This window comes from Allobosea sp. 05T433 (assembly GCF_056396065.1).
In genome coordinates, this window is sequence record NZ_JBFTKS010000025.1 from 1 (window position 1) to 26,812 (window position 26,812).

Annotated in this window: 24 protein-coding genes; 14 read left to right on the forward strand and 10 right to left on the reverse strand. The window is 65.1% G+C overall.

All coding sequences use genetic code 11. The annotated features are described in order from the left end of the window. Positions 1–248: 248 nt before the first annotated feature. Positions 249–941: a LuxR C-terminal-related transcriptional regulator gene (locus AC1DGP_RS26715; RefSeq protein WP_476776510.1), complete on the reverse strand. Its 693-nt coding sequence runs from the start codon at positions 939–941 to the stop codon at positions 249–251. Positions 942–1,638: 697 nt separating this feature from the next. Here AC1DGP_RS26715 and gspD point away from each other — a divergent pair. The 10 genes from gspD (at position 1,639) to AC1DGP_RS26765 (ending at position 13,772) form a co-directional block, all read left to right on the forward strand. Next, the gene (gene gspD, locus AC1DGP_RS26720) at positions 1,639–3,912 is read left to right on the forward strand and encodes a type II secretion system secretin GspD (RefSeq protein ID WP_441504846.1); all 2,274 of its coding nucleotides are present in this window, start codon (positions 1,639–1,641) and stop codon (positions 3,910–3,912) included. Positions 3,913–3,963: 51 nt separating this feature from the next. Continuing rightward, on the forward strand, positions 3,964–5,718 hold the full coding sequence (locus AC1DGP_RS26725) for a GspE/PulE family protein (RefSeq protein ID WP_476776509.1): 1,755 nt from the start codon (positions 3,964–3,966) through the stop codon (positions 5,716–5,718). Then, a complete protein-coding gene (locus AC1DGP_RS26730; protein WP_441488823.1) occupies positions 5,715–6,935 on the forward strand; it encodes a type II secretion system F family protein in 1,221 nt (406 codons plus the stop codon). The genes AC1DGP_RS26725 and AC1DGP_RS26730 overlap by 4 nt, the downstream gene beginning before the upstream one ends. After that, on the forward strand, positions 6,932–7,390 hold the full coding sequence (locus AC1DGP_RS26735) for a GspH/FimT family pseudopilin (RefSeq protein ID WP_476776508.1): 459 nt from the start codon (positions 6,932–6,934) through the stop codon (positions 7,388–7,390). The genes AC1DGP_RS26730 and AC1DGP_RS26735 overlap by 4 nt, the downstream gene beginning before the upstream one ends. Beyond that, on the forward strand, positions 7,371–7,802 hold the full coding sequence (locus AC1DGP_RS26740) for a prepilin-type N-terminal cleavage/methylation domain-containing protein (RefSeq protein ID WP_476776507.1): 432 nt from the start codon (positions 7,371–7,373) through the stop codon (positions 7,800–7,802). The genes AC1DGP_RS26735 and AC1DGP_RS26740 overlap by 20 nt, the downstream gene beginning before the upstream one ends. A 50-nt stretch (positions 7,803–7,852) precedes the next feature. Then, the gene (locus AC1DGP_RS26745; protein ID WP_476776506.1) at positions 7,853–8,431 is read left to right on the forward strand and encodes a hypothetical protein; all 579 of its coding nucleotides are present in this window, start codon (positions 7,853–7,855) and stop codon (positions 8,429–8,431) included. Positions 8,432–8,722: 291 nt separating this feature from the next. After that, entirely contained in the window at positions 8,723–11,125 is a 2,403-nt protein-coding gene (locus tag AC1DGP_RS26750; protein ID WP_476776505.1) for a multicopper oxidase domain-containing protein, read from the forward strand. 67 nt (positions 11,126–11,192) lie between these two features. Continuing rightward, complete coding sequence (locus AC1DGP_RS26755) at positions 11,193–12,164, forward strand: SCO family protein (RefSeq protein ID WP_476776504.1); 972 nt, start codon at positions 11,193–11,195, stop codon at positions 12,162–12,164. A gap of 192 nt (positions 12,165–12,356) precedes the next feature. Beyond that, positions 12,357–13,223, forward strand: a complete 867-nt coding sequence (locus AC1DGP_RS26760; protein WP_476776503.1) for a hypothetical protein — start codon at positions 12,357–12,359, stop codon at positions 13,221–13,223. Between the two features lie 27 nt (positions 13,224–13,250). Further along, the gene (locus AC1DGP_RS26765; RefSeq protein WP_476776502.1) at positions 13,251–13,772 is read left to right on the forward strand and encodes a prepilin peptidase; all 522 of its coding nucleotides are present in this window, start codon (positions 13,251–13,253) and stop codon (positions 13,770–13,772) included. A gap of 56 nt (positions 13,773–13,828) precedes the next feature. Here the strand turns inward: AC1DGP_RS26765 and AC1DGP_RS26770 are convergent, their stop codons facing one another. The 4 genes from AC1DGP_RS26770 to gspG are packed head-to-tail and all read right to left on the reverse strand — an operon-like array spanning position 13,829 to position 16,680. Beyond that, positions 13,829–14,380 carry a hypothetical protein gene (locus AC1DGP_RS26770; RefSeq protein ID WP_476776501.1) on the reverse strand — a complete coding sequence of 184 codons (552 nt, stop codon included), beginning with the start codon at positions 14,378–14,380 and terminating at the stop codon, positions 13,829–13,831. Next, a complete protein-coding gene (gene gspM / locus AC1DGP_RS26775; RefSeq protein ID WP_476776500.1) occupies positions 14,365–14,925 on the reverse strand; it encodes a type II secretion system protein GspM in 561 nt (186 codons plus the stop codon). The genes AC1DGP_RS26770 and gspM overlap by 16 nt, the downstream gene beginning before the upstream one ends. A gap of 1 nt (position 14,926) precedes the next feature. Next, the gene (locus AC1DGP_RS26780) at positions 14,927–16,024 is read right to left on the reverse strand and encodes a PilN domain-containing protein (protein ID WP_476776499.1); all 1,098 of its coding nucleotides are present in this window, start codon (positions 16,022–16,024) and stop codon (positions 14,927–14,929) included. Next, a complete protein-coding gene (gene gspG / locus AC1DGP_RS26785) occupies positions 16,021–16,680 on the reverse strand; it encodes a type II secretion system major pseudopilin GspG (protein ID WP_476776498.1) in 660 nt (219 codons plus the stop codon). The genes AC1DGP_RS26780 and gspG overlap by 4 nt, the downstream gene beginning before the upstream one ends. Positions 16,681–17,072: 392 nt before the next feature. Between gspG and AC1DGP_RS26790 the strand changes: the two genes are divergently transcribed. Continuing rightward, the gene (locus AC1DGP_RS26790; RefSeq protein ID WP_476776497.1) at positions 17,073–17,630 is read left to right on the forward strand and encodes a peptidylprolyl isomerase; all 558 of its coding nucleotides are present in this window, start codon (positions 17,073–17,075) and stop codon (positions 17,628–17,630) included. A 110-nt stretch (positions 17,631–17,740) separates the two neighbouring features. Here AC1DGP_RS26790 and AC1DGP_RS26795 read toward each other — a convergent pair whose 3' ends face one another. From AC1DGP_RS26795 to argH, 4 genes are read right to left on the reverse strand one after another with little or no spacing between them, the layout of a single operon-like run. Next, entirely contained in the window at positions 17,741–18,571 is an 831-nt protein-coding gene (locus AC1DGP_RS26795; RefSeq protein ID WP_476776496.1) for an ABC transporter substrate-binding protein, read from the reverse strand. A gap of 21 nt (positions 18,572–18,592) precedes the next feature. Further along, on the reverse strand, positions 18,593–19,372 hold the full coding sequence (locus AC1DGP_RS26800; RefSeq protein WP_441504836.1) for an amino acid ABC transporter ATP-binding protein: 780 nt from the start codon (positions 19,370–19,372) through the stop codon (positions 18,593–18,595). Further along, positions 19,369–20,262, reverse strand: a complete 894-nt coding sequence (locus tag AC1DGP_RS26805; protein WP_441504835.1) for an amino acid ABC transporter permease — start codon at positions 20,260–20,262, stop codon at positions 19,369–19,371. The genes AC1DGP_RS26800 and AC1DGP_RS26805 overlap by 4 nt, the downstream gene beginning before the upstream one ends. After that, positions 20,259–21,674: an argininosuccinate lyase gene (argH, locus tag AC1DGP_RS26810; RefSeq protein ID WP_476832674.1), complete on the reverse strand. Its 1,416-nt coding sequence runs from the start codon at positions 21,672–21,674 to the stop codon at positions 20,259–20,261. The genes AC1DGP_RS26805 and argH overlap by 4 nt, the downstream gene beginning before the upstream one ends. Before the next feature lie 97 nt (positions 21,675–21,771). Here argH and AC1DGP_RS26815 point away from each other — a divergent pair, with 97 nt between their 5' ends. After that, positions 21,772–22,761: a LysR family transcriptional regulator gene (locus tag AC1DGP_RS26815; RefSeq protein ID WP_476832675.1), complete on the forward strand. Its 990-nt coding sequence runs from the start codon at positions 21,772–21,774 to the stop codon at positions 22,759–22,761. A 37-nt stretch (positions 22,762–22,798) separates the two neighbouring features. Here AC1DGP_RS26815 and AC1DGP_RS26820 read toward each other — a convergent pair whose 3' ends face one another. Then, on the reverse strand, positions 22,799–24,679 hold the full coding sequence (locus tag AC1DGP_RS26820) for a TRAP transporter large permease (RefSeq protein WP_476832676.1): 1,881 nt from the start codon (positions 24,677–24,679) through the stop codon (positions 22,799–22,801). 215 nt (positions 24,680–24,894) lie between these two features. Between AC1DGP_RS26820 and AC1DGP_RS26825 the strand changes: the two genes are divergently transcribed. After that, on the forward strand, positions 24,895–25,608 hold the full coding sequence (locus AC1DGP_RS26825; RefSeq protein WP_476832677.1) for a spermidine synthase: 714 nt from the start codon (positions 24,895–24,897) through the stop codon (positions 25,606–25,608). Between the two features lie 45 nt (positions 25,609–25,653). Next, positions 25,654–26,811 (forward strand): winged helix-turn-helix domain-containing protein, encoded by a 1,158-nt coding sequence (locus AC1DGP_RS26830; protein ID WP_476832678.1) that lies wholly within the window; start codon positions 25,654–25,656, stop codon positions 26,809–26,811. Position 26,812 lies beyond the last annotated feature (1 nt).

Here is a 26,812-nt window from a genome sequence, read left to right on the forward strand (position 1 = left end):
ACGGCGATCTCGTCGCCGCCCTCGGCGACCGCAAGCTCCAGCCCGGAATGCCGGTCGAGGTCTTCATCACCACCGAGGAACGCACCGCGCTCTCGTTCCTGACGAAACCCTTCGCAGACCACGCCAACAGGATCTTCAAGGAGAGGTGAAACGGAGCCGACACGAGGGGAGGGGCGTGGCAATGCTTCAGACAGGCGTGGCCCGTGGCCACGATCCCATCAGGGCAAGGCGCCTTGCCAAGCCTGCTTCTAACCGAACGGCCCTGACAGGGTGTCATTCTCGATATCGCCACGCAGTGTAGCTGCTTGGCTGAGACCTTGCACGGCAATGACGGCCTCCAGGCGATTGCGGGCGCGGAGCTTTTGCATCAGCAGCGTCATGTAGCCCTTCACGGTCCTTTCGCTCAGCGACAGGGCGCTTGCGATCTCCCTGTTTCGCTTGCCGCTGGAAAGCAGCCTGACGATCTGATGTTCCCGGGCACTGAAGTTCGGCATGGGCGTCGGTCGCGTGTTGGCGGGCTTGTGTTTCAGGGCGCCGATGATCCGGGCTGCGAATGAGGGGGAAATGAACACCTCGTCGCGGCGTATTGCATCGATCGCCGTACAGAGTTCATCCGTCGAGCTTGATTTCAGCACGAAGCCGCTGACACCCGCATCAAGAAGCGCGATGGCGAGATTGGTATCGCTCGAGGCGGTGAAGACCAGGACCTTCATTGCTGGCCAGCCCGAGAGAACTTCCAGAAGCGCGCGGAAGGCGTCTCCGGGCATATTGAAGTCGAGGATCATCGCATCGGGGCGGTGATCGGTGGCGATGGAGCGGATGTGCCCGACAGTGGAGCCCATCGCGCTCAATGTCAGGCCGGGTTTGCGCCGGACGAGCGCAGCCATGCCCTCCAGGAGAAGAGGGTGGTTGTCTATGATGGATATTCTGTATTCGGCCATTGATGTTCCCCTGAGGCTGCGGAGAAATCAATTTTTGTGTCTATGAATATTTGAGTGTTGAGAATTTTGTCTGGATTTTGGGGGGCGAATGAATGGGCGTCTCTGCGCATGATCGTTCGAATGATCGAAGCGCGGAGCTGAATTTCAAGCCGTCTTGTTGTTGGGAGGATTGGCGGCGAAGGGCGGTCTCTCAAGGAGTTTGCTCCGCAATCTGGCCCTGCACGCGCCCATCTGCATGACCAGCCTGCAGAGTACCACGTGGCAGAGGCCCCACGAAGCGACGTTTCATCCTGCAGAAGCCGATGCAAGCCTGCCGTCGCGGCTGCAGTCCAGTCCGGCCGTCGGAGTTGCCAATGCGTCGGCGAGCCGAGGTTTCGTCCGGTCATCTCTTCTACTGCGGATTCCCGGTTACTGTCTCATATTTGTCTTCGCGTGCTTGGCGTGCGTTGCCTGCAGGGAAATCGGCCGAAGAGCCCATGAATACGGCTCGGGGGCACTGTTGCGCAGACGCTTATTATCCAAGGAATAAGATCACGCCCGATCGAATTTAATTGGAATCGAACGAATCGTTCGCCAAACTCGCGAGGCGTACCAGCAAAGCGTTGCCTACCTCATTATCAGTAGTTGGCGGGACATGGCTCGTACATCCGTAGATGGCAGGAAGCCGCCCCTCTCTAAAAGCCCCAGATGCATTGCGTTGGCTCTGCTTGGGGCGCTGCTGTTGAGCGCCTGCCAGGAATCCGGAATCGTCTCCTTCGAGAAGCAGGTCAACGCCACTCACTCGACGCGTTCGGTCGACGATGACGGCAAAAGGCGCCCCTTCGGACCCTATGCGAGCCTGCCGGACCCGAGTGGCGCCGGGCCGGCGCAGGCCGCCAAGGTCTTTTCGGGGGGAGAGTTCACCGGCAATCCCGACCAGTCGCGGATGCCGAGCGCTCTTCCGCGGGCGTCCGGGGGGCAGACTTATACACTCAATCTCGTCGATGCCTCGGTGACCGAAGGCGCGAAGGCCGTGTTGGGTGATATCTTCAAGACCAGCTTCACCGTCGATCCGAAGATCGAGGGCCGGATCACGATTCAGACGACGAGGCCGGTCGACAGTGCCGGCATCGCTGAACTCTTCGAGGCGTCCCTGCGGACCGTCGGCGCCGCGATCGTTCAGAACGGCAACATCTATCGGGTGGTGACGGCCGATCAAGCGGCGATGGGGGCGAGACTCGGCGGATCGGATAGCGGCGGCCAACAGATCGGGAACTCGGTCAAGGTGGTGCCGATGAGGTACATCGCGGCGACGGAAATGAAGCGCATCCTCGAGCCGATCGTGTCGTTCGGCGGAGTGGTGCGGGTCGACACATCCCGCAATGCGCTGCTGATCTCGGGCACGGCCCAGGAAATGAACTCCATCGAGGAGGCCATTTCAGTCTTCGACGTCAACGCCATGAAGGGTATGTCGTTCGCGCTCGTCCCAGTGCGAGGCGGAGAACCCGATGCCATTGTCGATGGGGTCAACCGCATCTTCTCATCGAATGCCGAAGGCGCGATGAGCGGCATGGTCCAACTGGTGCCGAACGCGAAGCTCAAGTCCATCCTGATCATAGCGAGGCAGCCGCAATATCTGCGTGAGGCCCAGCAATGGGTTCGCCGCCTCGACGATCAGGCCGCCGGGCCACAGCGGGAAATCCACAGCTACGTGCTCCGCAACCGGCAGGCCAAGGAACTCGTGGAGGTCCTGAATTCGATCTTCGCCAATGAGGTTACAGGCGGCGGAGATGCAGGCAGACGCGGCGGGCAGAGGGTGCGCAGCTCCGAGCCGGATGCCGCGGGCGTGCCGGGCCAGCTGGCCCAGGCCACGGGATTCTCGGGTGGCGGCTCGGGCGGTGACCGATTCGCAGGCGCTTTCGGGGGCGGCGCAGCACGCCGCAGCTTCGACATGTTCTCGGGCCTGCCCATCGGCGGTGCGACCCTGGCCACGGGAGGCCAGGAGAATGGCGCTGCCTCCGAAACGGCCGCGACGGGGTTCGGAGCGGGTGGGCCGGGCGGCGAGCCGCGGATCAAGGTCGTGGCCGACCCGGCGCAGAATGCGCTTCTCATCCTCGCCTCCCAGGAAGACTTCAAGCGGGTGGCCCGGGTCATCGCCAATCTCGACATCGTTCCCAATCAGGTCCTGATCGAGGCGACGATCGCCGAGGTGACGCTGAACGACGACCTCAAATTCGGCGTCCGCTGGTTCTTGCAGAACCAGCGCGGCAATCAGACGGGAACCTTCACCAACGCGATCGACGGGGCCATCAGCGCCGCGTTCCCGGGCTTCTCCTACGTTTTCAGGGCAGCCCAGGCCAACGTCACGATCAATGCGCTCGCCGAGGTCGGGCGGGTCAACGTTCTCGCTTCGCCGAGTCTCATGGTCGTCGACAAGAAGACCGCGACCCTGCAGATCGGCGATCAGGTGCCGATCACGACCCAGTCTGCGGTGAGCGTGCTGACGCCCGGCGCTCCGGTCGTGAACTCGGTCTCCTACAAGGACACGGGCGTGATCCTCAACATAACCCCGCGGATCAATGAATCGGGCCGCGTCCTGCTCGATATCGAGCAGGAGGTCTCGACCGTGCAAAGAACAACCACCTCCGGCATCGACTCGCCCACATTCGGGCGCCGGCGGGTGCGCACCACCGTTGTCGTCAATGATGGCGAGGGCATCACGCTGGGCGGCCTGATCCAGGACAGGACATCGCGGGTGGCGACGCAGGTTCCGGTCCTTGGCGACATCCCGCTGCTCGGCAATGCGTTCAAGGACAAGCGGGATCAGGTCGAGAAGACCGAACTCGTCATCATGCTGACGCCGCGTGTCGTGCGGGACCTGAACGAGGCGAAGGCGGTCACCGACGAATACCGGCGCAAGGTCGAGGCCTTTGCCCCGACGCGCGATCCCGGCCGCGTCGTGATCCAGAACGCCAAGCGCGTGCTACGATGATACGGAGATCATCAGGGCGATCTCCGGCACTGGGCTTCCGATGGAGGGAGCATGACCGAGCACGCTCGAACCGCACTGGCAGAAAACGATCCGCATAGCCGATCGTTTTCGGAGAAATTCGGAGCCTTCCTGCTGTCGCAGGGCCTTCTGGATGCGACATCGATAGGCCGCGCTCAACGCGCCGCGGCGACCGCCGGAGATCGCTTCGACCTCGTTCTGGCCAAACTCGGCATCATGTCCGAAGCGGATCTCGCGCTCAGCCTCGCACGCTATCTCGGGCTCCCGCTCTACGCGCCTGGTGACGAGAGCCTGCAGCCGCTTCTCACCGAGAAACTGCCGCCCTCCTTCGTGATCCAGAACCGGATTCTGCCGATCCGGCTGGAGGCGGGTACGCTGACGCTCGCCGTCGTCGATCCGCTAGACCAGATGCCGCTGGATTCGGTGCGCTTCGTCGTCGACCACGCGATCCGCCACGAAGTCATCACGCTTGCCGAGTTCGAGCGGCTCGCAGCGGTACTCTATGGCGAGATGAGCGCTGCCGAAGCGCTGGCGACACCTGTTCACGCGGGCGAGGATCCCAGCGAACACGACCTGCAGCGGTTGCGAGACAGCGCCAGCGAGGCGCCGGTGATCCGCCTTGTCAACCAGATCATTTCCGCTGCGGTCGATGCCCGCGCCTCGGATATCTATGTCGAACCGATCGGGAACGGGCTCTCCGTCCGGTACCGGATCGACGGGATGCTGCGCGTCACCGAAGAGGTGCCCGCGCGGCTGCGGGCCGCCGTCATCTCGCGCATCAAGATCCTGGCGAGGCTCGACATTGCCGAGCGCCGCCTGCCGCAGGACGGGCGCATCAAGCTCGCGATCCGCGGCAATGATATCGATTTCCGCGTCGCCACCATCCCCACCATCGACGGTGAGACGGTCACGATGCGCGTGCTCGACCGCAGCCGGGTCAAACTCGACTTTTCGAGCCTCGGCTTCGAGCCGGCACAGATCGCGGTGCTGCACAAGGTCATGGAGCAGCCGAACGGGATCATCCTCCTCACGGGGCCGACCGGCAGCGGCAAGACGACGACGCTCTACACCATGCTGAAACACGTCAATCGCCCGACGGTGAAGATCTTCACCGTCGAGGACCCGATCGAATATCAGCTCGCGGGCATCAGCCAGGTGCAGGTCCAGCAGACCATCAACCTCGATTTCCCGGCCTGCCTGCGGGCTATCCTGCGGCATCACCCCAACATGATCATGATCGGCGAGATCCGTGACACGGAGACCGCCCGGATCGCCGTGCAGGCGTCGCTGACCGGCCATCTCGTGTTCTCGACCTTGCACACCAACAGCGCCGCCGAGACGGTGACGCGCCTGATCGACATGGGGATCGAGCACTTCCTGCTCGGCTCGACCTTGCGCGGGATCATGGCCCAGCGGCTGGTGCGACGCTTGTGCATCTCCTGCGCAGAGCCGCACGAGGTCGCGCACGAGATCGCGGAGCAACTGACTGAAACGGTTCCGGCACTTCGCCAACTCGGCCCCGCGAAACTGCTGCGGCCCCATGGCTGCGAGAAATGCGGCTTCAGCGGGTTCCGCGGCCAGCTGTCGATCGCGGAGCTGCTGGTCGTCGACGATAGCGTGCAGCGGGCGATCCTGCAGCGCCTGCCCGCGATCGAGATCGAGCGCATGGCGCGCAGGGCTGGCGGAGGATCGATGTATGAGGACGGCGTCGCCAAGGCCTGGCGGGGGCTGACGACGGTCGAGGAAGTGCTGCGCGTGACGACCGCGCTGACGGTGGAGCAGCCATGAGGTTCCACTTCGAGGCCTTCGATGGGGCGGGAAACCTCATCGAGGATGATGTCGAAGCCGCGTCCACCGACGAGGCCCGAGACATCATTCGCGCTCGCGGTGTCACCCCCTACGAGGTTCGGGCCTCGGGGGGAGGGGATTTCCTGTTTCGCGAGATCAGCCTGGAGCGCGGCTCGCGGCGGGTCAACGATGCGCAACTCGCGCGCCTGGCTCGCGATCTTGCTGTGCTCCTGCAGGCCGGCCTGCCGCTCGACACCGTCTTGCGCATCGCCTCGACGACCACGGAAGAGCCGCGGATGCGGGCCCTCGCGCTTCAGTTGATGGAAGGGGTTCAGCAGGGCTCGATGCTTGCGGAGATCATGGAGGGAATGCCGGGCCGCTTCCGGCCCGAATACATCCGCATCGTTCAGGCGGGCGACGTCGGCGCCGATCTCGGCGGCGCCATGCAGGAACTGGCCGAACTGCTTGACCGGCGGGTCGAGATCAGGAGCCGGATTCGCTCCGCCATGGCTTATCCGGCCCTCCTGGTCTGCCTTGCCGCGGTGTCGATCTCGATCGTTCTGGGATTGCTGGTCCCAGCGGTGACGCCGCTCTTCCTGGAGAACGGCATGCCGCTACCCACGGTCCTGGCGGCCATGGAAGCGGTTCGGCAGAATGGAGCGTGGATCCTGGGCCTTGCCGCCGCGATACTGGTCATCGGTGGGTTGGGCATTCTCGCGGCCCGGCGGAGTACTGCGCTTCGGATCAAGCTGGACAGGCTCTACCTGTCTCTCCCCGTCATCGGGCGCATTGCGGAACTCCGCGAGGCGGGGCGCTTCATGCGCACGCTTGCGACCCTGGTCAAGGCCGGTGTCCCGCCGCTGCAGGCGCTGCAGGCCTCCTGTCCCCTGGTCAGGAACCAGCATACGCGCGAGCGGCTTGACCGGGCCGTCACGGATGTTCGGGCAGGCGTCAGCATCGGAGAGGCGGTCTCGGCAGCCGAGGCGCTGCCCTCTGTTGCTCAGCAGATGATCACGGTCGGCGAAGAAAGCGGCCGTTTGCAGGACATGCTGCTGCGCGCTGCCGTGATCCTCGAGCGCCAGGAACAGGTCCGGACCTCCCGCGCGCTCGCGGCGCTGACCCCGGTCATCACGATTTTCGTTGCGGGCATGATCGCGGTCATCATCTTCTCGGTGATGGGAGCGGTCCTCTCGATCAATGAATTGGCATTACGATGACCCGCACAGCACGCGCCATACCCGCCAACGCAGGCTTCACGCTCATCGAGGTGCTGATCTGCCTCGCCATCCTGAGCCTTGCCGTGACCATGGCTGCGCCCTTGCTGAGACGCACACCGTCGCAGGCACAGGTGACGGCTGACGCGACCCGTCTGGCGGCCGCACTTCGGGTCACCCGCGCTGCCGCCATGGCGCAGAGCCGGGACATGCTCTTCCTGATTGATGCGGACAGGCGTATCTACGCCTCGCCCGTGATCGGGGAAACGCAGATGGCGCCCCGTACCAGCATCGACATGGCGCTGGCCGAGGCCGAGCGCCGCTCCTCCAGCGTCGGCGGTATCCGCTTCCTGCCGAGCGGGCGTTCGACCGGTGGCGACATCCACTTGCAACTGAGCCAGGTCGGCGCGCGCGTTCGGGTCAGCTGGGCCACCGGCCATGTCACGCTCGATCAATAGCGGCACGCAGCGCGGCGTGAATGACCGTGCCCAGGCCGGCTATACGCTGCTCGAGTTCCTTGTCGCTTTTGCGATCCTGGTCGTAGTCCTGGCCTCGCTCCTGACAGCCTTTGCCGTCGCGATGCGCGGCGACCGCCAGGCCAGCTTCCTGACCTTTGCGACGCTGCTGGCCAGGAGCAAGCTGGCATCTGCCGGGCAGGACTTCCCCCTCAGGCCGGGAACGACGGCCGCGAGATTCGACAATGGCTATGAATGGCGCGCAGTTGTGCGCAGCTACGGCTCGGTCAAGCTGGGCGAGAACCGGCAGGTCGAGAGCCTCTGGGTCGATGTTACAGTCTCCGATCCCGCCAGCAACGGCACCCGCTCGGTGACCTTGTCGTCCCTCGAGGTCGCGCCGAGGTCCGGACCATGACCGTGGGGACCCATTCCGGAGCGCGGACCGGTGGCTTCATCCTTCTCGAGGTGCTGGTCGGGCTGATTCTGCTCTCCCTGACGCTCGGGCTTTTTGCCCTGACGCTGGGTTTTGCGAGCAGGATCGCCGAGGCGGGGCGTCTGCGCGACCGCGGCGCCGAGATCGCGGTCGGCGCTGCCGCAATCTCCGGCTGGCTGGCCGGCGCGCTGCCGCTCATTCAACCGCGTGCGACGGAGCGGCCGCTGGTGATGTTCGAAGGTCTCGCCGACAGGGTGTCTTTCGTCACCTTGAGCAACGGAGACGCACAGCCAGGGGGAATACTTGCGATCACGATTGCGAGTGAGAACGCAGATGCCCAGGGCGCCGGCGCCCTGGTCTTCGGCTCATCGCTCATGTCGATTGGTGCCGCCGCGTTGTCGGCCCAGAACACGGGAGAGGTCCTTGCACGGGGCGTGGCTTCGGCAACATTCAGCTATTTCGGCTCGCGGGAAGAGGGCGCCCCCGGGCGTTGGCATGATGAATGGAGAAATTCCGAGCGGCTGCCGCGTCTCGTCAGTCTACGTGTCAGGGTTATCGTCGAGCATAGATTTGAGGATTTTGAGCTAAATTTTCCTATTTTTACAGATTGATAGAATTGTATCTGTATTATTGTCGAAACTACTTGCTGCGAGGATCGGGTCTGGTGGATGGATTTTTTTTATATTTTTGATGTTATTCTTCGTCATAGGCTGTTTGGCAATCTGACGGTTCTGTAGAACCGTCTCGCTGTGATAGCATTCACGCGAGAGAAGAGGGTATTACGACCAAGGTCACGGACTTTGGTTCCATGCGCGGACCGACCTTCGCCCCTTCAGTTGCTTCCTCCTGAAAACTAGAATTCCTGCGATATTTTGCACGTTTTCAGCTCGGGGGAGGCGGTCGTGTATCTTCCACGCGAAACCACTGGCATCCGGTTGAGAGAAGCTCAGCGAGCCCTCGAGAACCGGCTCGAGATCGTCAAAGCCCTCTCGCTGGGCGAAATCACCAAACGCGACCTGCTGCGCTGGGGCTTTTTCACCGCCGGCGGGTTGCTGGTAGCGAAAAACGGGCTCAGTCCCTTCGCCAAGAGTGCCTATGCCCAGGTCCCGACCGGGGCGCCACGCAGCCCCACCTTTGGCGCGGTCAGGTATCACGACGCCATGCGGCGGCCCGAAGTCCAGAAGCCTGTGCCGCTTCTGCGTATGCCCAATGGCGATGCCGCCTGGCAGTTCGCCTCAGGAGGCCAGGAGCCGCCTGCCAAGAATTTCTCGTATCACACCGATTTCAGCAATTCCCGTGGCGCTGCCTACCGCAATCCGGTGACCGGAGTCGGACCCATGGAAGGGCGTCCGCCAGGCGAGTTCTTCGCCCATCAGCGCTGGGAGGAACTCTATCCGAAGCAGGGCTATCTGCTGTCGCTAGGGCAGGCTCGAGTGGGCAACAAGTTCTGCGATGGCATGCCTGACCAGAACCCGAACGCGATGTGGAGCTTTGGCCCTCGGCAGCCAGGACAGGCGGGCAATATGGCCGGCACACGCAACGGTCTCGGCATGCCGATCCTGATCAAGGCGCGCTATGGCGAACCGGTCCTCACCCGGATGTACAATGATCTCCCGGTCGACCGGGCGGCCAATGGCGGCTTTGGCCGGAACGAGGTCTCGATCCATTTCCACAACGCGCATAATGGCGCCGAGAGCGATGGCGCCTGCAACGCCTTCCACTTCCCCGGGACTTTCTATGACTATCACTGGGGAATAACCATGGCCCGGCGCGACATGCCGAGCCTCTGGCCGACGGGCGACCGCGACTATGTGCGCAAATGCTCCGGCCCCGACGACGGCGATGGTCTCGTCCCCGTTCCCGGAGATTTCCGGGAAATCCAGGGCAGCCTCTGGTTCCACGATCACCGCTTCTTCTTCACCGCCGAGAACGTCCACAAGGGCATGTTCGCGGTCTGCAATTTCTACAGCGGGCCCGACCGCGGGCGGGAGGATCTCGACGACGGCATCAATCTTCGATTGCCGAGCGGCACGCAGCTGAAATGGGGCAATCTCGACTTCGACGTCAACATGGTCATTTCGAACCCGGCCTTCGACGCCGATGGCCAGTGTCGGTTCGACATCTTCGACACCGACGGCTTCCTTGGCGACATGCTCTGCGTCAACGGCACCTATTATCCGCATTTCGAGGTGCTGCCGCGGCGCTACCGCTTCCGCTTCTTGAATGCGTCCATGTCGCGCTTCATCAAGCTCGCTCTGGGCGTGAACAAAAGCGCGCGGTTCTCGCAAGGCACGAAGGTGCCGTTCTACTTCATCGCCAATGACGGCAACCTGGTGGTCAACCCGATTCTGCTCACCGAACTGGACGAGCAGGGCGTTGCGGAGCGCTACGACATCGTTGTCGATTTCTCGGCCTTTGCGCCGGGCGACAGCGTCTTTCTGGTGAATCTGCTGGAGCAGACCGACGGGCGCAAGCCCAAGGGCGCCGTCTCCATGGATAAGGCCTTCAAGGGCAGGGATGACGACCCCTGCGTCGGTCCGATCCTCGAATTCAGGGTCGTCAGCCAAGTCCAGAGCGTCGACAACCCCGGCAAGGTCTACAACGCCAATAATCCGATCGACAAGGATCGCAGCGCCAACTTTGCCGATCCCGAGTGGAGAACCGGGGTCAAGACCCTGACCACCCAGGTTCCGATTGTCGCGCCCGTTCGCGAGCGGGTGATCGAGTTCGGCAGGTCGGGGGATGGCGATTCACTCGGGGCGGACGGGCAGTGCACACCCGATTGCGGAGACACCAAGGCCTTCCCCTGGAGTATCAAGGTCAACGGCCAGTCGGCGCACTCGCTCAACGCCAATCGTATCTCGGTCCTGATCCCTAAGCCGGGCGAGGTTGAGCACTGGACGCTCGTCAATGGTGGCGGGGGGTGGGACCATCCCATCCACCTCCATTTCGAGGAGGGGGTCACCATGGACCGTGGAAACCTCTCCATTCCAGATACGGAGCGGTTGGTACGCAAGGATGTCTGGCGCCTGCGTCCTTCGGGGAGGGTGAAATTCCAGGTGCGCTTCGGCGAATTCGGCGGCGCCTATGTGAACCATTGCCACAACACGGTTCACGAGGATTTCGCGATGCTGTTGCGCTACCAGCTGCTCACCCCGCCGCCAGGCGACCCCAACTACAAGGGGCAGCCGCAATATGTGCCGACGATGACGCCTATCCCGACACCCAATGGCGTCGTCTGGAAGCAGCCCGAAATTCTGCCTGAGGGCGATCCCAGGGTGGTGAAAGTCGCTTCCAAGACCTGAGCGGGCGTCTGCGCCCCGAGAAGGTGGGCCGAATTCGAGACCGCATTCGTTACTAAAGGGGCCGTTCATGCTCAGACGACTTTTTGCGATCAGCGCCATTCTCGCACTGTTTGGAAGTGTCGGCGGCAGCATCGCGGCCCCTGGTGGCTCGCCCTGGGGGCCAGGGTACCTGCCCAACGTCCCCGTCATCACGCAGGACGGCAAGACGCTGCGATTCTACGATGACGTGATCAAGGACAAGATCGTCGTCGTCAGCTTCATCTACACGACCTGTCGAGACATCTGCCCTGTGATGACGGCGCGCCTTGCGCAGGTGAAGGACAAGCTCGGCGATCTCGTGGGCAGCCGCATCTTCTTCGTCTCGATCAGCATCGAGCCGGAAGTCGACACCCCCGACAAGCTCAAGAATTATGCGGAGGTGTTCCAGACCGGACCAGGATGGGTCTTCCTCACCGGCAATGCCGCGGACATCACCGTGCTCCGGCACAAGCTTGGCGAGCGGAGCCGCAAGGTGTTCGAACATCGCAGCGATATCATGCTGGGCAACGACGTGACCGGCGAGTGGGCGAAGGATTCGGCCTTCAGCGACCTCAACACGCTCGCCATGACGATCAAGTCTATGGATCCAGATTGGCGCAACCAGATGGGGAAAGCCGAGACCGTCGCAACAGATGGTGTTGCCGCGCGCGGCGAGCGTCCCATTGCGGCGACCTCGACGGGATTGCCTGGCCAAGCCCTGTTCATCAAGGCCTGCGCCGCATGCCATACCATCGGCAGCGGCAAGCGCGTCGGCCCCGATCTCCAAGCGCTCACTGCGCGGCGGGATCGCGACTGGATCGTGAGCTACCTGATGGAGCCTGACCAGATGCGGGCGAAGAAGGACTCGATCGCGCTCGAGCTGGCGGGAGCCTACAAGATCCGCATGCCGACGCTGGGACTGTCGAAGAATGATGCGGCGGATCTGATCGCCTATGTCGACGCCATGTCCTATGTCTCTGCGTCGAACAAGAAGGCCCCCCCTGCGGGGCATCGTCACTGACCTGCATCCTGCGTGCCGGTGGTTGCCTGCCGATGGCCCGCAACCACCATTCTCGCTTTGGGAATGACATTTCCCGAGGGCAGCGCCACAGTCCCTGGTCCTTGCCTTGGATTCGGGCGGCAGATGATGAGAGCACGGCCGGGCTGCTATCTCCATAGCCGGCCTGCGGGAAGCCCGAGGCCAGCGGACTGCGTGGAAAGCCGCAGCGACAGCGGTTTTGCGCTGCTCGTCGTGATCTGGGCGACCGGGATCCTTGGCCTGCTGTTCATGACCTACATCGTGGCGGCGCGCTATCGCGCCATCGAGGCCGCGAGCCTGTCGCAGCATGCCCGCGCCGAGGCCATGGCGAATATCGGCATCAAGATCGCGATCCTCGATCTTCTCTCCGGCACCTCGCAGGGGAAGGCTCGCAGTGGCCGCTTCGGTGCTGACGGGACGCCTGTGGGCTGCAGTTTGGAGAATGGCTGGACGTTGGCGATCTCCGTCGCGGACGAAGGCGGCAAGGTCGATCTCAACACGGGCAACCTGGAACTGGTCGATGCGCTCATCCGCGGCGTGAGCGCGAACGGCGAGGCGGCAGCCCTGATCGTACGGAACATCCGGGGGTTGCGCGAGCTCACGGAGGACGCGGCCAGCGCGGCATCCGGGAGCTCATCCTCGGTGCGGGCGCTGAAATCCGTGGTCGAGCTCGATCAGATCCCCGGTATGAGCCGCGATCTGTTCCGGGCCCTCCTGCCTTTGATCACCGTCAATTCCGGGAGCACGGGGTTCGACCCCACCGTCGCACCGCTGCATTTGCTCGTGGCCCTGGCGCCGGGGGGCGCCGCCTTGTCGCGTGAGGTGGCCCGTCGGGACTTGCCGGCCCTCTACGTCTCTGAAACAGCAGGCAGGGCCTTCCTGATCGGGAGCGAGGCGTTGACCGGTTCCGGCGTGCGCTTTGCGCGCGACGCCGTCGTGGAGATCTCGCAGGACCTGCCGACGGGCTATCGTATTCGCGAATGGCGCGAAGGGGCGCCGCGTTCGGACGCAGGCACTGGTGGGCGAATGCCGCCATGCTGACGCACCATCCGTAAAGGGGGCCGGGGGATGCCGGATCTCGCTCACCTTGCAGCGCTGGCGATTCTCGTCGGGCTGACCTGCTACGCAGCCGCGGTGGATCTCCGGCAGATGATCATTCCCGATCCGGTGAACCTGGCGATCTTCGTATCCGGTATCGCGGCATCTTTCCTCCTCGGCGTCACCGGTCCGGTCTCGGCGCTCGCCGGGGCAGTGCTCGGAGGTGGCGGTCTCTGGCTCGTGCAACGGGCCTTTCGGGCCTATCGTGGCTATGACGGTCTCGGGCTCGGCGACGTCAAGTTCGCGGCTGCCGCAGGAGCCTGGACCGGCATGGAAGGTCTTGCCTTCGCGCTCGTCCTGGCTTCGCTCTCGGCCTTGCTCTACCTGCTGGCGCGCCGCCTCGTCGATTCCGGCTTCGACGCCCGGCAGCCAATGCCATTCGGCCCGTTCCTGGCGGTAGGTGTCGTGTCTGTCACCGGCTTCGCAATCCTGACCGGTGCGTCGATGGTCGAGATCATCGATGCCTGGTTATGGCGGTTGCACGGCGGCTAAAGCATCGGCCCGAAAAGTGGATTGCGGTTTTCGGCAAGGTCGGTCCATCTGAGCGCTCAACGCGTCATCGTGGCCGACTGGCCCTGCGCGCGGGCATGGAGCGGCAGCGTCACCTGCCGTGCTCCACGGGCCAGCGTCACCATCTCCGGATTGATCGATGCGACGACCCAGCCCTCATCGGTCGCTTCGCCCAGGGCGAACCATCGCCCGGCTTCGCGCAGCTGTCGGCGCAGCAGCGCCTTGCTCAAGCCCGAGGAGACGACGACGCCACCGATCAGATAGCTCGGTGGTGGCTCAAAGACCGGGCTCGCGACCGGCTCGGGCATGGGAGCCCTGGCGACGAAGCTTGCCGGTGGCCGCCTGCTGGAGGAGAACAGCGGCCTCGCATTCACCATGTCGGGCTGATAGCGCGGCGTTTCCGCCGGCGGAGCGAGGGCGTCGCTCGTGATTGATGCGGCCTTCGTCACCGCCGAAGCGGGCGGAGGCTCGATCGGATCCGCCAGGCTTCGCCAGGCGAAATTCACGGCGACGGCCGCCATTGCGGCGAGTCCTGCGAAGCCTGCAGCCTTGGCGAGGCCAGCCCCGCCGATGCTCAGCCCTTTGACCATCGCGTCACCCCATAGATCTCGATCGTGACGCCCAGTTTGTTGTCGCTGGCCTCCGCCTCGCCCGGCGCCGTCAGTTTCGCGTTCCGGATGAAGAGAAACGAGGGACCGTCCTCGAGGCTCGACAGAACCTCGGCCACGCGCGGCGTCGCTGCGGTGAACTCGACCCTCGCTCCGATCATGCGATGTCCGGACCAGTTGCGCGCCGGCAAGGTCGTCACCGAATTGAAGCTCACGGCGTGCTGATCGGCGGCCTCGCGGAGCCGGGTCAGCAGGTCGGCGGTCGAAAGGCTCTCGGTGTCACCCTGGAGAAAGCGCCGCCTGGCCCCGTCGACATCCTCCGGGCGCAGCGCGGACAGCGACTGCCTGCGCGCGACAGCCGAACCGAGATGCTCGATCATGACGGCGTTCTGCGTGATCTGGGTTTCCTGGTCCCTCAGGATCTGGAGCGCGGGGTCGATCACGAACAGGTAGATCCCCGCCAGGATCAATCCGTTCGCGGCGATGAAGGCGGTGAAACGGGTCCAGCTCTTGATCTGACGCCACATTTCATTTGCCCTCCTCGGTTGGGAGACGGGCCTTGCGCAGGGTGGCGCGGAGCGAGAAGTTCTCCTTGCCTGTGGCGCGGTCGAAGACCAGTGGCCCGGAAAGGGCCGCATTGTGCAGGATCGGCGATTCCTCCAGCAGTTTGATCAGGGCCGGAGCCGCATCGGAATAGCCGGTCGCGCGCAGATTGGCGCCGGTGATCTCGAGTTCCGTCAGGAAGGTTGAATCGGGAAGGATGCGGGACATCTCGTCCCAGACCTGGACGATGCCAGGTATGCTCCGCTGCGCTGTCAGCCGCGAGACGTCGTCGGCGAGCCCAAAGACGGATCTGAGGCTTTCCGTCGACTGCTGGGCGGGTCCCGAGATCTCGGCAATCTCCGCTTCCATGCTCTTCAGGAGCTGGGCCTGCCGCCAGGCGAGGACGAGATACCCGGTTACTGCGCCGAGCACCGTGAGCAGCACGAGCGCGATGGCGATCCGCTTGAACCAGGGGGAGGGTGTGTGTGGCTTCTGCGCAAATGGGACGGATACCGGGGGCAGGCCTTCGAAGACGGGCCCCTCCAGCGTCGCGATCTCGGAGGGAGCGACGGCAAGGCGCGCCAGCATCTGATCGAGCACCGCGCGGGGAAGCAGAAGATAGCGCAGTTCGAGCTTGCCGGCGGCTGCTCCCCTCAGATCATAGCCGACAAAGATGTCCTCGGGCTTGAGCGGTGTTTTCCGCGCGATGTGCTCCCGAACGATGCCTTCGGCCCGCGTCTGGGCGCGCCGCGGGATGACGAGCGACTGGGCGATGGCCTGAGGAGCCGAGAGCACGAGCCGGATTCGGCTGCTGGGTGCGAAGGAGGCCGCCTGCTCCTTGCAGCGGTTGAGCACGCTGCGGCTGTACTGCGCCCAGTTCGCGCGCTCGGCAAACAGCTCCCGGCCATCCGGCGCAAAGAGCGTGATGGTGACATGCTCCTCGGCAGGGACGATGACGAGCCGCAGGAAGCGGTCGGGCGCGGCCCATCTGCGGAGCGTATCGGGAAGAGAGGCCCGTAGCTCCTTGGCCCAGAACTCCGCGAGGGAGGCGATCCCTGAGCTCAGTCGACGGGAGCCGGTCATCGGGTCACGTTCCCGCGTGTCGCGGAAAGCTGCCTTTGCGCCAGGCTGTCCTCGCCTCCGCCCGGCCGGTCATTGCCGGCAATGGTGATCGCGAAACCGCGCCCATCATTCTGCACGGCATAGCCATAGGGCCTGCCCCACGGGTCGCGCGGAACAGTCGAGCCCTTGAGATAGGGGCCGTTCCAGGTTCGCAGATTCGACGGTGCGGCGACCAGAGCCTGGAGACCCTCCTGTTCCAGCGGGTAGCGGCCGTTGTCGATGAAGAACAATTCCACCGCGTTCGAGAGCGTCGTCGCCTGGATACGCGCGGTCGAGACCTTGGCATCGGTGAGATAGCCCACGACACGCGGGCCGATCAGGCCGACGACCAGGCCGATGATGCTGAGGACGACGAGCACTTCGACGAGGGTGAAGCCGGCCTGGCTCCGTCCCTTGTGCTGATGGCGGGTTGCCGCGACCATGCCACGCGATGACCGGTGCGGCAGGCCTGTCGATGTCGGGGGCTTGAGGCGATGCGGTTCCTGCTGATCCTCGCGTCCCGCAAGCTGAACCGCCGCCGGCATGCTTGCCGATTGCGTTTCCGGTCGCCAGCCAGGCCGCAGCTTCGCTGCGTTGGCGAGCATGGTGGCACGCATGCTGTCTGTCATCTTGGTCATGCCATTCCCCGCAGTCGAAGCCAGGTCCGAGGACGTCTATGGCGGGGACGCCGCCACGACGATCAACCTGGCGCACGGGCCGGGGAAACGCCTCGATGCACCGGGACCAGGCCCGGCGGAGGCTGTTCGATGCTTGAGGAACAGGCGCCGTATCACGTTGAGCGCTCCCTTCCGTGGTCCTCCATTATATCCCTCCTCGCCAGCGGTTTGGAACGGACCTTGGTCTGACGAGCTCGCCTCGTGGCCACCCTAGAAACGTCGGATGAAGCGCTCGCCCAACCCGGCGGGACCAATGGTTCCGGCGGACAGGCCTCTGCGCGATACTGGCGCCCGGATCGAGTCGTCTGGCCGCGCCTACGCAGCTCGACGGGATTTCAGCAGGGCAGAGAGCCATGGCAGGTCAGATGTTCGATGACGCGCCCGTACAGGTCGAGGTCGAGACGCCGGAGGGGGCGTTCCTTCTCGCCATCGACGTGGCGCGCGCGCCCCTGACCACCCGGAATTTCCTCGCCTATGTCGATGGCGGGCTCCTCGACAATGCCTCGGTCTATCGGATCGTGACGCTGGCCAACCAGCCGCCAGCGACGGTACACAAGATCGAGGTCATCCAATGGGGCTGGCCGGCGCCCGCCGACGAGCGCGAGCCACCCTTTCCGCCCGTGCCGCATGAGCCGACCTCGGTGACCGGGCTGCGCCATCTCGATGGCACGCTCTCGCTGGCGCGGCTCGCGCCCGGCACCGGCGGCCACGGCTTCTTCATCTGCATCGGCGACCAGCCGGAACTGGATGAAGGCGGCGGCCGCAACCCGGACAGGGCGGGCTTTGCGGCCTTCGGCAAGGTGATCGCAGGGCGCGACACGATTCAGCGGATTTTCGCGCGGGCCGAGCCGGTCGAATATCTGGAGACGCCGATCCGGATCCTGCGCGCACGGCGCCGGATACAGTCCTGAACGCGGCATGCTGCCATCAAAGCAGATCGCCCCGCGAACTGGGTTCGCGGGGCGATCGTGGACTGTTGTCCGACCTGACCATGCAGGCCTCGGACAAGGGCTGATGGGGCTTACTCGCCCTGGTTCATCACGATCGGCTTCAGCACATTGCTGGGCAGGCCGTATTTGGCGATCAGCGCGTCATAGGTGCCGTTCGCCTGGAGGCGATCGAGCGCACCCTTGACCGCATCGCGCAGTTGCGTGCCCTCGGCAGTCTTCGGGAAGGGGATGCCGGTCAGCGAACGGGTGAAGGGCGTGCCGAGCGGGACATAAGTGTTGGGCTCGAGCTTCTGGTTGTGGCTCATGGTCTCGCTGCCCTGGACGCCGCCCTGCAGGCGCTGCGTCTTGAGCTGCGTGCGCGCATCGACCGAACCCTCGGTGCCGACGACGTTGATCGCGGGCTTGCCCTTGGCGACGCAATTGGCCTCGCTCCACTCGCCGATCTGGCGGGGCCAGTTGGTCGAGCGGCTGGCGCCGACGCTTTTGCCGCAGAGGTCCTCAGGCGTCTTGATCGAGCCGGCAAGCGCGGTGACGGTGTAGAACTGGGCGCCCGAGACCATGTAGTCGATGAAGTCGGCAGTCTCGCGACGGGCCGGCAGGTCGCTCATGCCGGCCATGACCATGTCGACGCGGCCGGTATGCAGCGACGGCAGCATCTGGGCGAAGGCGGTCTCCTGCCACTCGGCCTTGACGCCGAGTTCCTTGGCGATGGCCTCGCCGAGGTCGTAGTCGAAGCCGGTCATCGTGTTGGTGGCCGGGTCCTTGTAGACGATCGGCGCATAGTTCGGCTGGGTCGCGATGATGATCTTGCCGGCGGTCTTGATGCGCTCCGGCAGGGCCTGGGCCTGGGCGGACAGCGCGGTGGCGGCGAGCAGCGTCGCTGCCAGGGTGAAACGAAGCATCGGGTTCTCCTTTTTGACCGATTATTTCAGAACGGCGGCGATGAAGTCGCGCGTGCGGGCCTGTTGCGGCGCCACCAGAACGGCATTGGGCGGGCCGCGCTCGACGATCTCGCCCTTGTCCATGAAGACGACGTCGGTTGCGACCTCGCGGGCGAAGCCGAGCTCATGCGTGACGACGATCATCGTCATGCCGCTGGCCGCGAGATCGCGCATCACGGCGAGCACTTCGCCGACGAGCTCGGGGTCGAGCGCCGAGGTCGGCTCGTCGAACAGCATCAGCTTCGGCTTCATCGCCAGCGCCCGGGCGATCGCGATGCGCTGCTGCTGGCCGCCGGAGAGCTCGATCGGGTAGGCGTTGCGCTTTTCGGAGAGGCCGACGCGGGCGAGCAGCTTCTCGGCTTCGGCGATCGCTTCCTGGCGTGGGCGCCTCAGCACCGTGACCGGGCCCTCGATGATGTTCTCGAGCACCGTCATGTGGTTGAACAGGTTGAAGCGCTGGAAGACCATGCCGGTCGAGAGGCGCTGGCGCGCGATCTCGGCGTCGCTCAGTTCATGCAGCTCATCGCCCTTGATGCGAAAGCCGATCAACTGGCCATCGACCCAGATCGCGCCCTGGTCGATTTTCTCGAGCTGGTTGATGCAGCGCAGCAGGGTGCTCTTGCCGGAGCCCGACGGCCCGATGATGCATTGCACCGTGCCAGGCGCAATGGTCAGCGAGACATTGTTCAGCGCGCGCAGGTCGCCGAAGCGCTTGGTGACGTTGGCGGCGGCGACGATCGCATTTGCAGGGGAGGCGTTCATGCTCCGGCCTCCTCGACGATCTGCGGCTTGGCACGGCGGTCGCCGCGCCCCTTGGAGAAGTAGCGCTCCAGGAAGAACTGGCCGATCTGCAGCAGCGTGACGACGATCAGGTACCAGCCGGCGGCGACGATCAGGAGCTCGATGACGCGGGCATTGGCATAGTAGATCGTCTGCGCATTGCGCAGGATCTCGGAGAACTGGATCACGCTGGCGATCGAGGTCAGTTTGACCATGCTGATCACCTCGTTGCCGACCGGCGGGATGATGACGCGCATCGCCTGCGGCAGCACGATCCGCCTCAGCGTCGTCAGTCGTGTCATGCCGATCGACTTGGCGGCCTCGGTTTGCCCGACATCGACGGAGAGAATGCCGCCACGCACCACTTCGGCGGTGTAGGCGCCCTGGTTCATGCCGAGCCCGAGCAGCGTCGCCATGAAGGGGCCAATGATGTCGATGGTGCGCCACTCGACCAGGCCGGGGATGCCGATCGTCGGGAAGACCAGCGCGAGGTTGAACCAGAGCAGGAGCTGCAGCAGCAGCGGCGTGCCGCGGAAGAACCAGATGTAGAACAGCGCGACGCCGCGCAGCACCGGGTTCGGCGACATGTACATGATGGCGAAGATGACGCCGAGCGCGATGCCGAGCGCCATGGCGCAGACTGTCATGATGATGGTGTTGACGAGCCCGCTCAGGATTGCGGGCGCGGTGAAGAACTGCCCGACGACCTTCCAGTCGATCTGGCCTTCGGCGAAAGCCTTCATCACCCAGGCCAACACCAGAATGATCAGCGCGGCAGCGACCCAGCGCCCGTAATAGCGGCGCGGTACGAGCTTCAGCCCGGCGATCCCGGCAAGGTCTCGCCCTATTCCAATTCCGACTGCGCTGGTCATCGCTGCGCTCCGCGGGTCCAAACGTCAAAATCCGCGAGCCAGCTGCGGAACCGGCTAATCTGCTCGGCGACGCGCGCTGGCGCGGTGCCGCCAAAACCGCTGCGGGCGGCCACCGCGGCATCAAGGGTGAGACAGGCCCTTACATCCTCACCGAGGCGCGGATCAATGGCGCGGAGCTCGATCGGCTCGAGTTGTTCGAGCTCGCGCCCCATTTCCTCGCAGTAGCGGACCAACGTCCCGGTGATCTCGTGAGCTTCGGCAAAGGGCACGCCCTTGCGCGCGAGATAGTCGGCGACCTCCGTCGCCAGCGCGAAGCCGGTGCCGGCCTGCGCCCGCATCACCTGCGGATGCGCTTCCATGCTGGCGATCAGTCCGGCGAAGGCCGGCAGCACTTCGCCCAGCACGTCGACGGCATCGAACGCGGCGCGCTTGTCCTCCGCGAGGTCGCGATTATAGGCGAGCGGCAGGCCCTTGAKCGCGCCGAGCATGGTGACGAGGTCGCCGGTCAGCCGCGCCGCCCGGCCGCGCGAAATCTCGGCGATATCCGGGTTCTTCTTCTGCGGCATGATCGACGAGCCCGTGGCGAAGGCGTCGTCGAGCGTGACCCAGCCGAACTGGCGCGAGGTCCAGAGCGTGACCTCTTCGGCCAGCCGCGAGAGATTGGTCGCGAGCATGGCGGCGACGAACAGGAATTCCGCGACATGGTCGCGCGCGCCGACGGCATCGACCGAGTTTTCGCAGGGCGCGTCATAGCCCAGTGCCTTGGCGCTGAGTTCGGGCGTCAACGCGATCGCCGAGCCGGCAAGCGCCGCCGCGCCGAGCGGCGACTGGCCGGAACGGCGCTCCCAGTCCTGGAGGCGCGAGGCATCGCGGGCGAGAACCTGGCCATGCGCCATCAGCCAGTGGCCGAATGTCACGGGCTGGGCGCTCTGCAGATGCGTGAAGCCCGGGCAGACCGAGGCGGCGTGGGTGTCCGACTGGGCCGCGATGGCGTCCAGCAGTTCCGCCAGCATGGCGCCGATCAGGCGAACCTGCTCGCGCAGATAGAGTTTCAGGTTGTTGGCCGCCTGGTCGTTGCGCGAGCGGCCGGCGCGGAGCTTGGCCCCGGCGTCGCCGATCCGGGCGATCAGGACCCGCTCGACGAAAGTGTGGACATCCTCGTCATCGGCGCTCGGGCTCAGGGTCCCGGCCTGGACCTCCTGCGAGATGGCTTCGAGGGCGGCAATGATCGCCTCCATTTCGGCGGCCGTGAGCAGTCCTGCGCGCAGCAATTCCGCTGCATGGGCCTTGCCGCCGGCGATATCCTGGGGGGCGAGACGGGCATGGGCGCTGGCGGCGCTCGAAAGCCGCATCAGCCGCGGATCCGGCTGCTTGCGGAAGCGGCCACCCCACAGGCGTGTCGTCTGGTTCATCGCTCTCCCCTTTGGTCTTTTGCAAAGACTGCCCCTTGACCCGTCAGCCAGCAAACGAAACGATCTCCGAAGGGTAGTCCAAAAAGGAATAGCTATTGTGGCCGGCAATCGCCTCCCGCCATCGACGACGGGACTCAGAGTTTTCCTCGCGGTTGCGCGGCTTGGCTCGACCGCGAAGGCTGCCGTCGCGGTCAATCTGACGCAGAGCGCCGTTTCCAAGCAGATTCAGGCGCTMGAGGAGCATCTGGGGACGACGCTGTTCGAGCGCACGCCGCAGGGGCTGAAGCTGACGGAAGCAGGCTCCATCTATAACCCCTACGCCGAGGCTGCGATCGAGCAGATGGAACGCGGCGCGCGGCGCCTGAGCGAACGCGCCGCCCAGGGGCGGCCGATCCGCCTCCACATGATCGCCATCGCCGGGGAACGCTGGCTGATGGAGCGCTTTCCGGTCTTCGCCCAGGCCCATCCCGAGATTGACGTGCAGTTCACCAATTTCGTCAGCGAGGAGGAGACGGAGGAGCCCGATATCGACATCGGCCACCAGAGCGGGCCACTGCCGGGGCGCGAGTCACATTATCTCTTCGGACGACAGGTCGCCCTCGTCGCCGCCCCCTCGCTGGTCGAGCGGATGGGCGGCTTCCAGCGTCCGGCCGATATCCAGAAGATGACCCTGCTTCAGCATTTCCAGATGCCGACCTTCTGGGCCGAATTCACCGAGACGCATGGCCTGCGGGGCGCGGTTCCCGCGCATACCGTGCGCTACGGCTACTATTCGGTGATCATCCGCGCGGCGATGGCGGGACTCGGCGTCGCGCTGGCGCCACGCTGCTATGTGGCGGAGGAACTGGCTTCGGGCGCCCTGATCAACCCGCTCGGTCTCGGCTTCGAGAGCGCAACCGGCTGCTGGCTCACCTTCAGCCCCAACACCGAGCACAGGCCGGGCTTCGAGGCGCTCGTCGCATGGCTGCGCGAGGAGGCGGCGATCTTCGACGCGGCGACGCTGGCCAAGGCGGCCAATGATGCCTCGGTCGTCGCCGCCAGCACTGCTCCGGTGCCCCGGCAAGCAAGGCGCAGCAGCGCGTCCTGAGCCGCGCTTCCGTCCCCGATGGCCCGCAGGATCAGCGCTACAGGAAGCCCGTCGAGATCCACGGCACAGCGGCGACGATCACGAGGCCGATGAGCAGGGCGAGCATATAGGCCCCGATATATTTCAGGCCCTCGTCCGGGTTGACCTTGCTGATCGCGCAGGCGCCGTAATAGCCGACGCCGAAGGGCGGGGCGAAAAGGCCGATGCCCATCGCGAGTACCACCACCATCGCGTAATGGACCTCGTGCACCCCGACCTGCTTGGCGATCGGGAAAAGCAGGGGGCCAAACAGCACGACAGCGGGGATGCCTTCGAGCACGCTGCCGAGGATGACGAAGGCGAGGATGGAGATCGCCAGGAAGCCCCAGGTGCCGCCGGGAATCGCAGACATCATGCGGGCGAGATCCTGCGAGAAACCCGATTGTGTCAGGCCCCAGGCCATGGCCGTGGCGCAGCCGATGATGAAGATGATCGCGCCGGTCAGCGAGGCGGTATCGACCAGCATCTTCGGCAGGCGCCGCCAATCGAACTGGCGGTAGAGCAGCAGGCCGGCGAGCACGGAATAGGCGATGCCGATCGTCGAGACTTCGGTCGCCGTGGCGACGCCCTCGACAACCGCGGCGCGGATGACGAAGGGCAGGGCGATGGCGGGCAGCGCGATCAGCGCGAGCTTGCCGATCTGCCGGCGCGACTGGCGCACGACATGGCCGAGATCCTCGTGGCGATAGCGCCACCTGACGACGCAGCAGAGTGCGATGCCGAGCACCATTGCCGGCAGCAGGCCGCCGGTGAACAGGGCCGCAATCGAGACGCCGGTGACCGAGCCGATGGTGATCAGCACGATCGAGGGCGGGATCGTCTCGGTCTGCGCGCCGGTCGCCGAGAGCAGGGCGACGAGATCGCCCGGCGCCGCGCCGCGCGCCTTCATTTCGGGGAAGAGCACCGGCGCGATCGCGGCCATATCGGCGATCTTCGAGCCGGAGATGCCGGAGACCAGATACATCGCGCCGATCAGCACATAGGACAGGCCGCCGCGGACATGGCCGAGCAGCCCGGCCAGGAACTCGATCATCGCCCGCGCCATGCCGGTCATCTCGATCAGCGCGCCAAGGAAGATGAAGAGCGGCACGGCGAGCAGCATGATGTGGCTCATGCCCTCATCGAGCCGTCCGACCATGACGATCAGGGGGGTCGAAGTCGTCAGCGCGAGATAGCCGAAGGTCGCCAGCGCAAAGGAGAAGGCGATCGGCACGCCGGAGAAGACGTTCAGCGCGACGACGCCGACGAAGAAGATCACCAGGTTGAGTTTGCCGAGCGGCTTCAGGACGGGGCCGGCAAGCCAGAACAGCAGCAGGAGGGCGGCCGTCAGGGCAATCGCGATCAGGGCCGGCTTGAACGAAGGCAGGCGCAGCATCCGGCAGAAGGCGACGACCAGCATCAGGCCGATACCGGCCGGGATTGCGGCTGCGCGCCAGGCATTGGTGATTTCGAGCGCCGGAGTGACGATGAACGCCTCCTCCTCGGCATATTCGAGCGCATGCGGCAGGAGCAGCAGCAGGAAGGCAATGCCGGCGGTGATCGCCAGCGCCTCGAGGCAGGCCCGCGTCTGCGGGCCCACACGGCTGACCAGGCCGGTCATGCGCATATGCTCGCCGCGCCGGAGCGCAACCACCGCGCCCAGCATGGAGAGCCAGAGGAACAGGATCGAGGCCAGTTCGTCCGACCAGACCAGCGGTGCATGGAAGACGTAGCGCGCCGTGACGCCGGCGCCGAGCAGGCCGATCTCGATGACGACGAGCACGGCCACGACCAGTTCGACCAGCCCGCCGACGCTGCGGTCGACGAGGCCGATAGCGCGACCGAGGCCGCTGGAGGGCCGGATGGCAGGCGCTTGCGACGCTGCGGCCTGAAGCTCCATGACGTTTCTTCCAGTCGTTGTTTTCGTGCCTTATAGGCGTGCGCGTGGCATCAGGCGAGCGCGATGGCAGCCGCTTCCCGGGCAACGGGTATTCGCTGGAGTCCGGCCTGAACCTGGCGAATCCACGCAGCGGGAATTGCGCAGCCGGCGCTGCTATGCTGTTGCGGGCGGCTGCTGCCCCAGAAACCCTGTCGCCCCAGAAGCCGAGAGAACCCGTGATTCCCTGGATCCAGATCGATACCGCGACGATGCCGGGTGGCGGCGGCGAAATCCGCCTCAAGCAGCGCGGCACGGAATTCTCGATCATGCTGGGCGCGACCGAGCTGATGAACAGCCGCCTCAGCGGCTCGGAGGAGGCGCTGGCAACGCTGGTCGCGGCGCGTCTTGCCGGCCGGCCGGAGCCCCGCATCCTGATCGGCGGGCTCGGCATGGGCTTTACACTGCGCGCGGCGCTGGCGGCATTCGGGCAAGGTGCGCAGATCGTGGTCTCGGAGCTCGTGCCGGCCGTCGTCGCCTGGGCGCGCGGTCCGATGGCTCAGGTCTTCGGGGATTGCCTCGCCGATCCCCGTGTCACCATCCGCGAGGAGGATGTCGCCCGAACGATCGGCGCCGCTCCCGCGGCGTTCGATGCGATCCTGCTCGATGTCGACAACGGCCCGGAGGGGCTGACGCGTCGGGCGAATGACGATCTCTACGACATGGCGGGCCTCGCCGTTGCACGCGCTGCCCTGCGTCCTGGCGGCGTCCTCGCCGTCTGGTCGTCGGGTCCCGATCATGGCTTCACCCAGTGCCTGCGCAAAAGCGGCTATGCCGTCGAGGAGGTGAAGACGCGCGCCAACGGCAAGCGCGGCGGCGCAAGGCACGTGATCTGGCTCGCGACCGGTCCTGGTGCCGCCCAGTCCGAGCGCGCGCGGCGGGCCGGTTCATGATCGCTCCTGACAGGAGGGCGCGCGCCGCGTCGCTATAGATCCGACATGCCGAGACGTCCGCCAAAACCCCTCTCGATCAGCCCGTCGCAGGCCCGCCGGATCTGGCTGCGCGCCCAGCGGMTCGATACGCTCGCTCCCTTTGGCGACGGCCCCGAAGCCACGCCGGCGGCGGTGGAGCATCTCGGTTATGTCCAGATCGACACGATCAATGTGGTCGAGCGCTGCCATCATCACATCCTGTGGACGCGCATTCCGGACTATCAGCGCGCGCATCTGCGCCAGGCCCAGAGCGTCGACAAGAGCGTCTTCGAATACTGGACGCACGCGCTGGCCTATGTCCCGACCCGGGATCTGCGTTTCTTCCTGCCGGAGATGAAGCGGCGGCGCGAAAACCCTCCGAGCTGGTTCAATTCGGTGACGAAAAAGGACCTGCGCAAGGTCATGGGCCTCGTTCGGCGCGATGGCGCGCTCTCGATCCGCGACATCGACGATGACGTGCTGGTCGAGAAGGATCATGCCTGGGCGAGCCGCAAGCCCTCGAAACGCGCCCTGCAGCTCGCTTTCTTCAGCGGTGCGCTGACGATCTGCGAGCGCGCCGGCATGCTGAAGAGCTACGAGCTTCCGGAGCGGCATTTCGGCTGGGAGCGCGCGCCACGCCCGGCGACCGAGAAACAGGTCCTCGACTATCTCCTCGACCGGGCCCTGCGTTCGCAGGGCATCGTCAGCCTCGACTCGATCTGCCATCTCGACGCGCCGCGCAAGGCCGCGATCCGCGAACTGATCGAGACGAGGCTAGGCCGCAGGACGCTCGTGCCCGTCACGATCGAAGGGGCGGGAAAGCAGGAGCACTGGGCGCAATCGGCGACGCTCGAGCCGACGCCGGCGCCGGATGCCGAGCTGGTCCATATCCTCTCGCCCTTCGATCCGCTGATCATCCAGCGCAAGCGGCTGAAGCTTTTCTTCGGCTACGATCACCTGTTCGAGGCCTATGTGCCGAAGGAGAAGCGGGCGATGGGATATTTCGCCCTGCCGGTTCTGGTCGGCGACGAGATCGTCGCGGCGATCGACCTCAAGGCCGACCGCGCGAACGGCACGCTTCTCGTCCAGCAATGGAACTGGGTCGGCAACGGCTCCGCCGAGCGGCACAAGGCGGCCATCGAGGACGCGTTGCATCGTTTCGAGCGCTTCCAGCTGGAGACCTGAT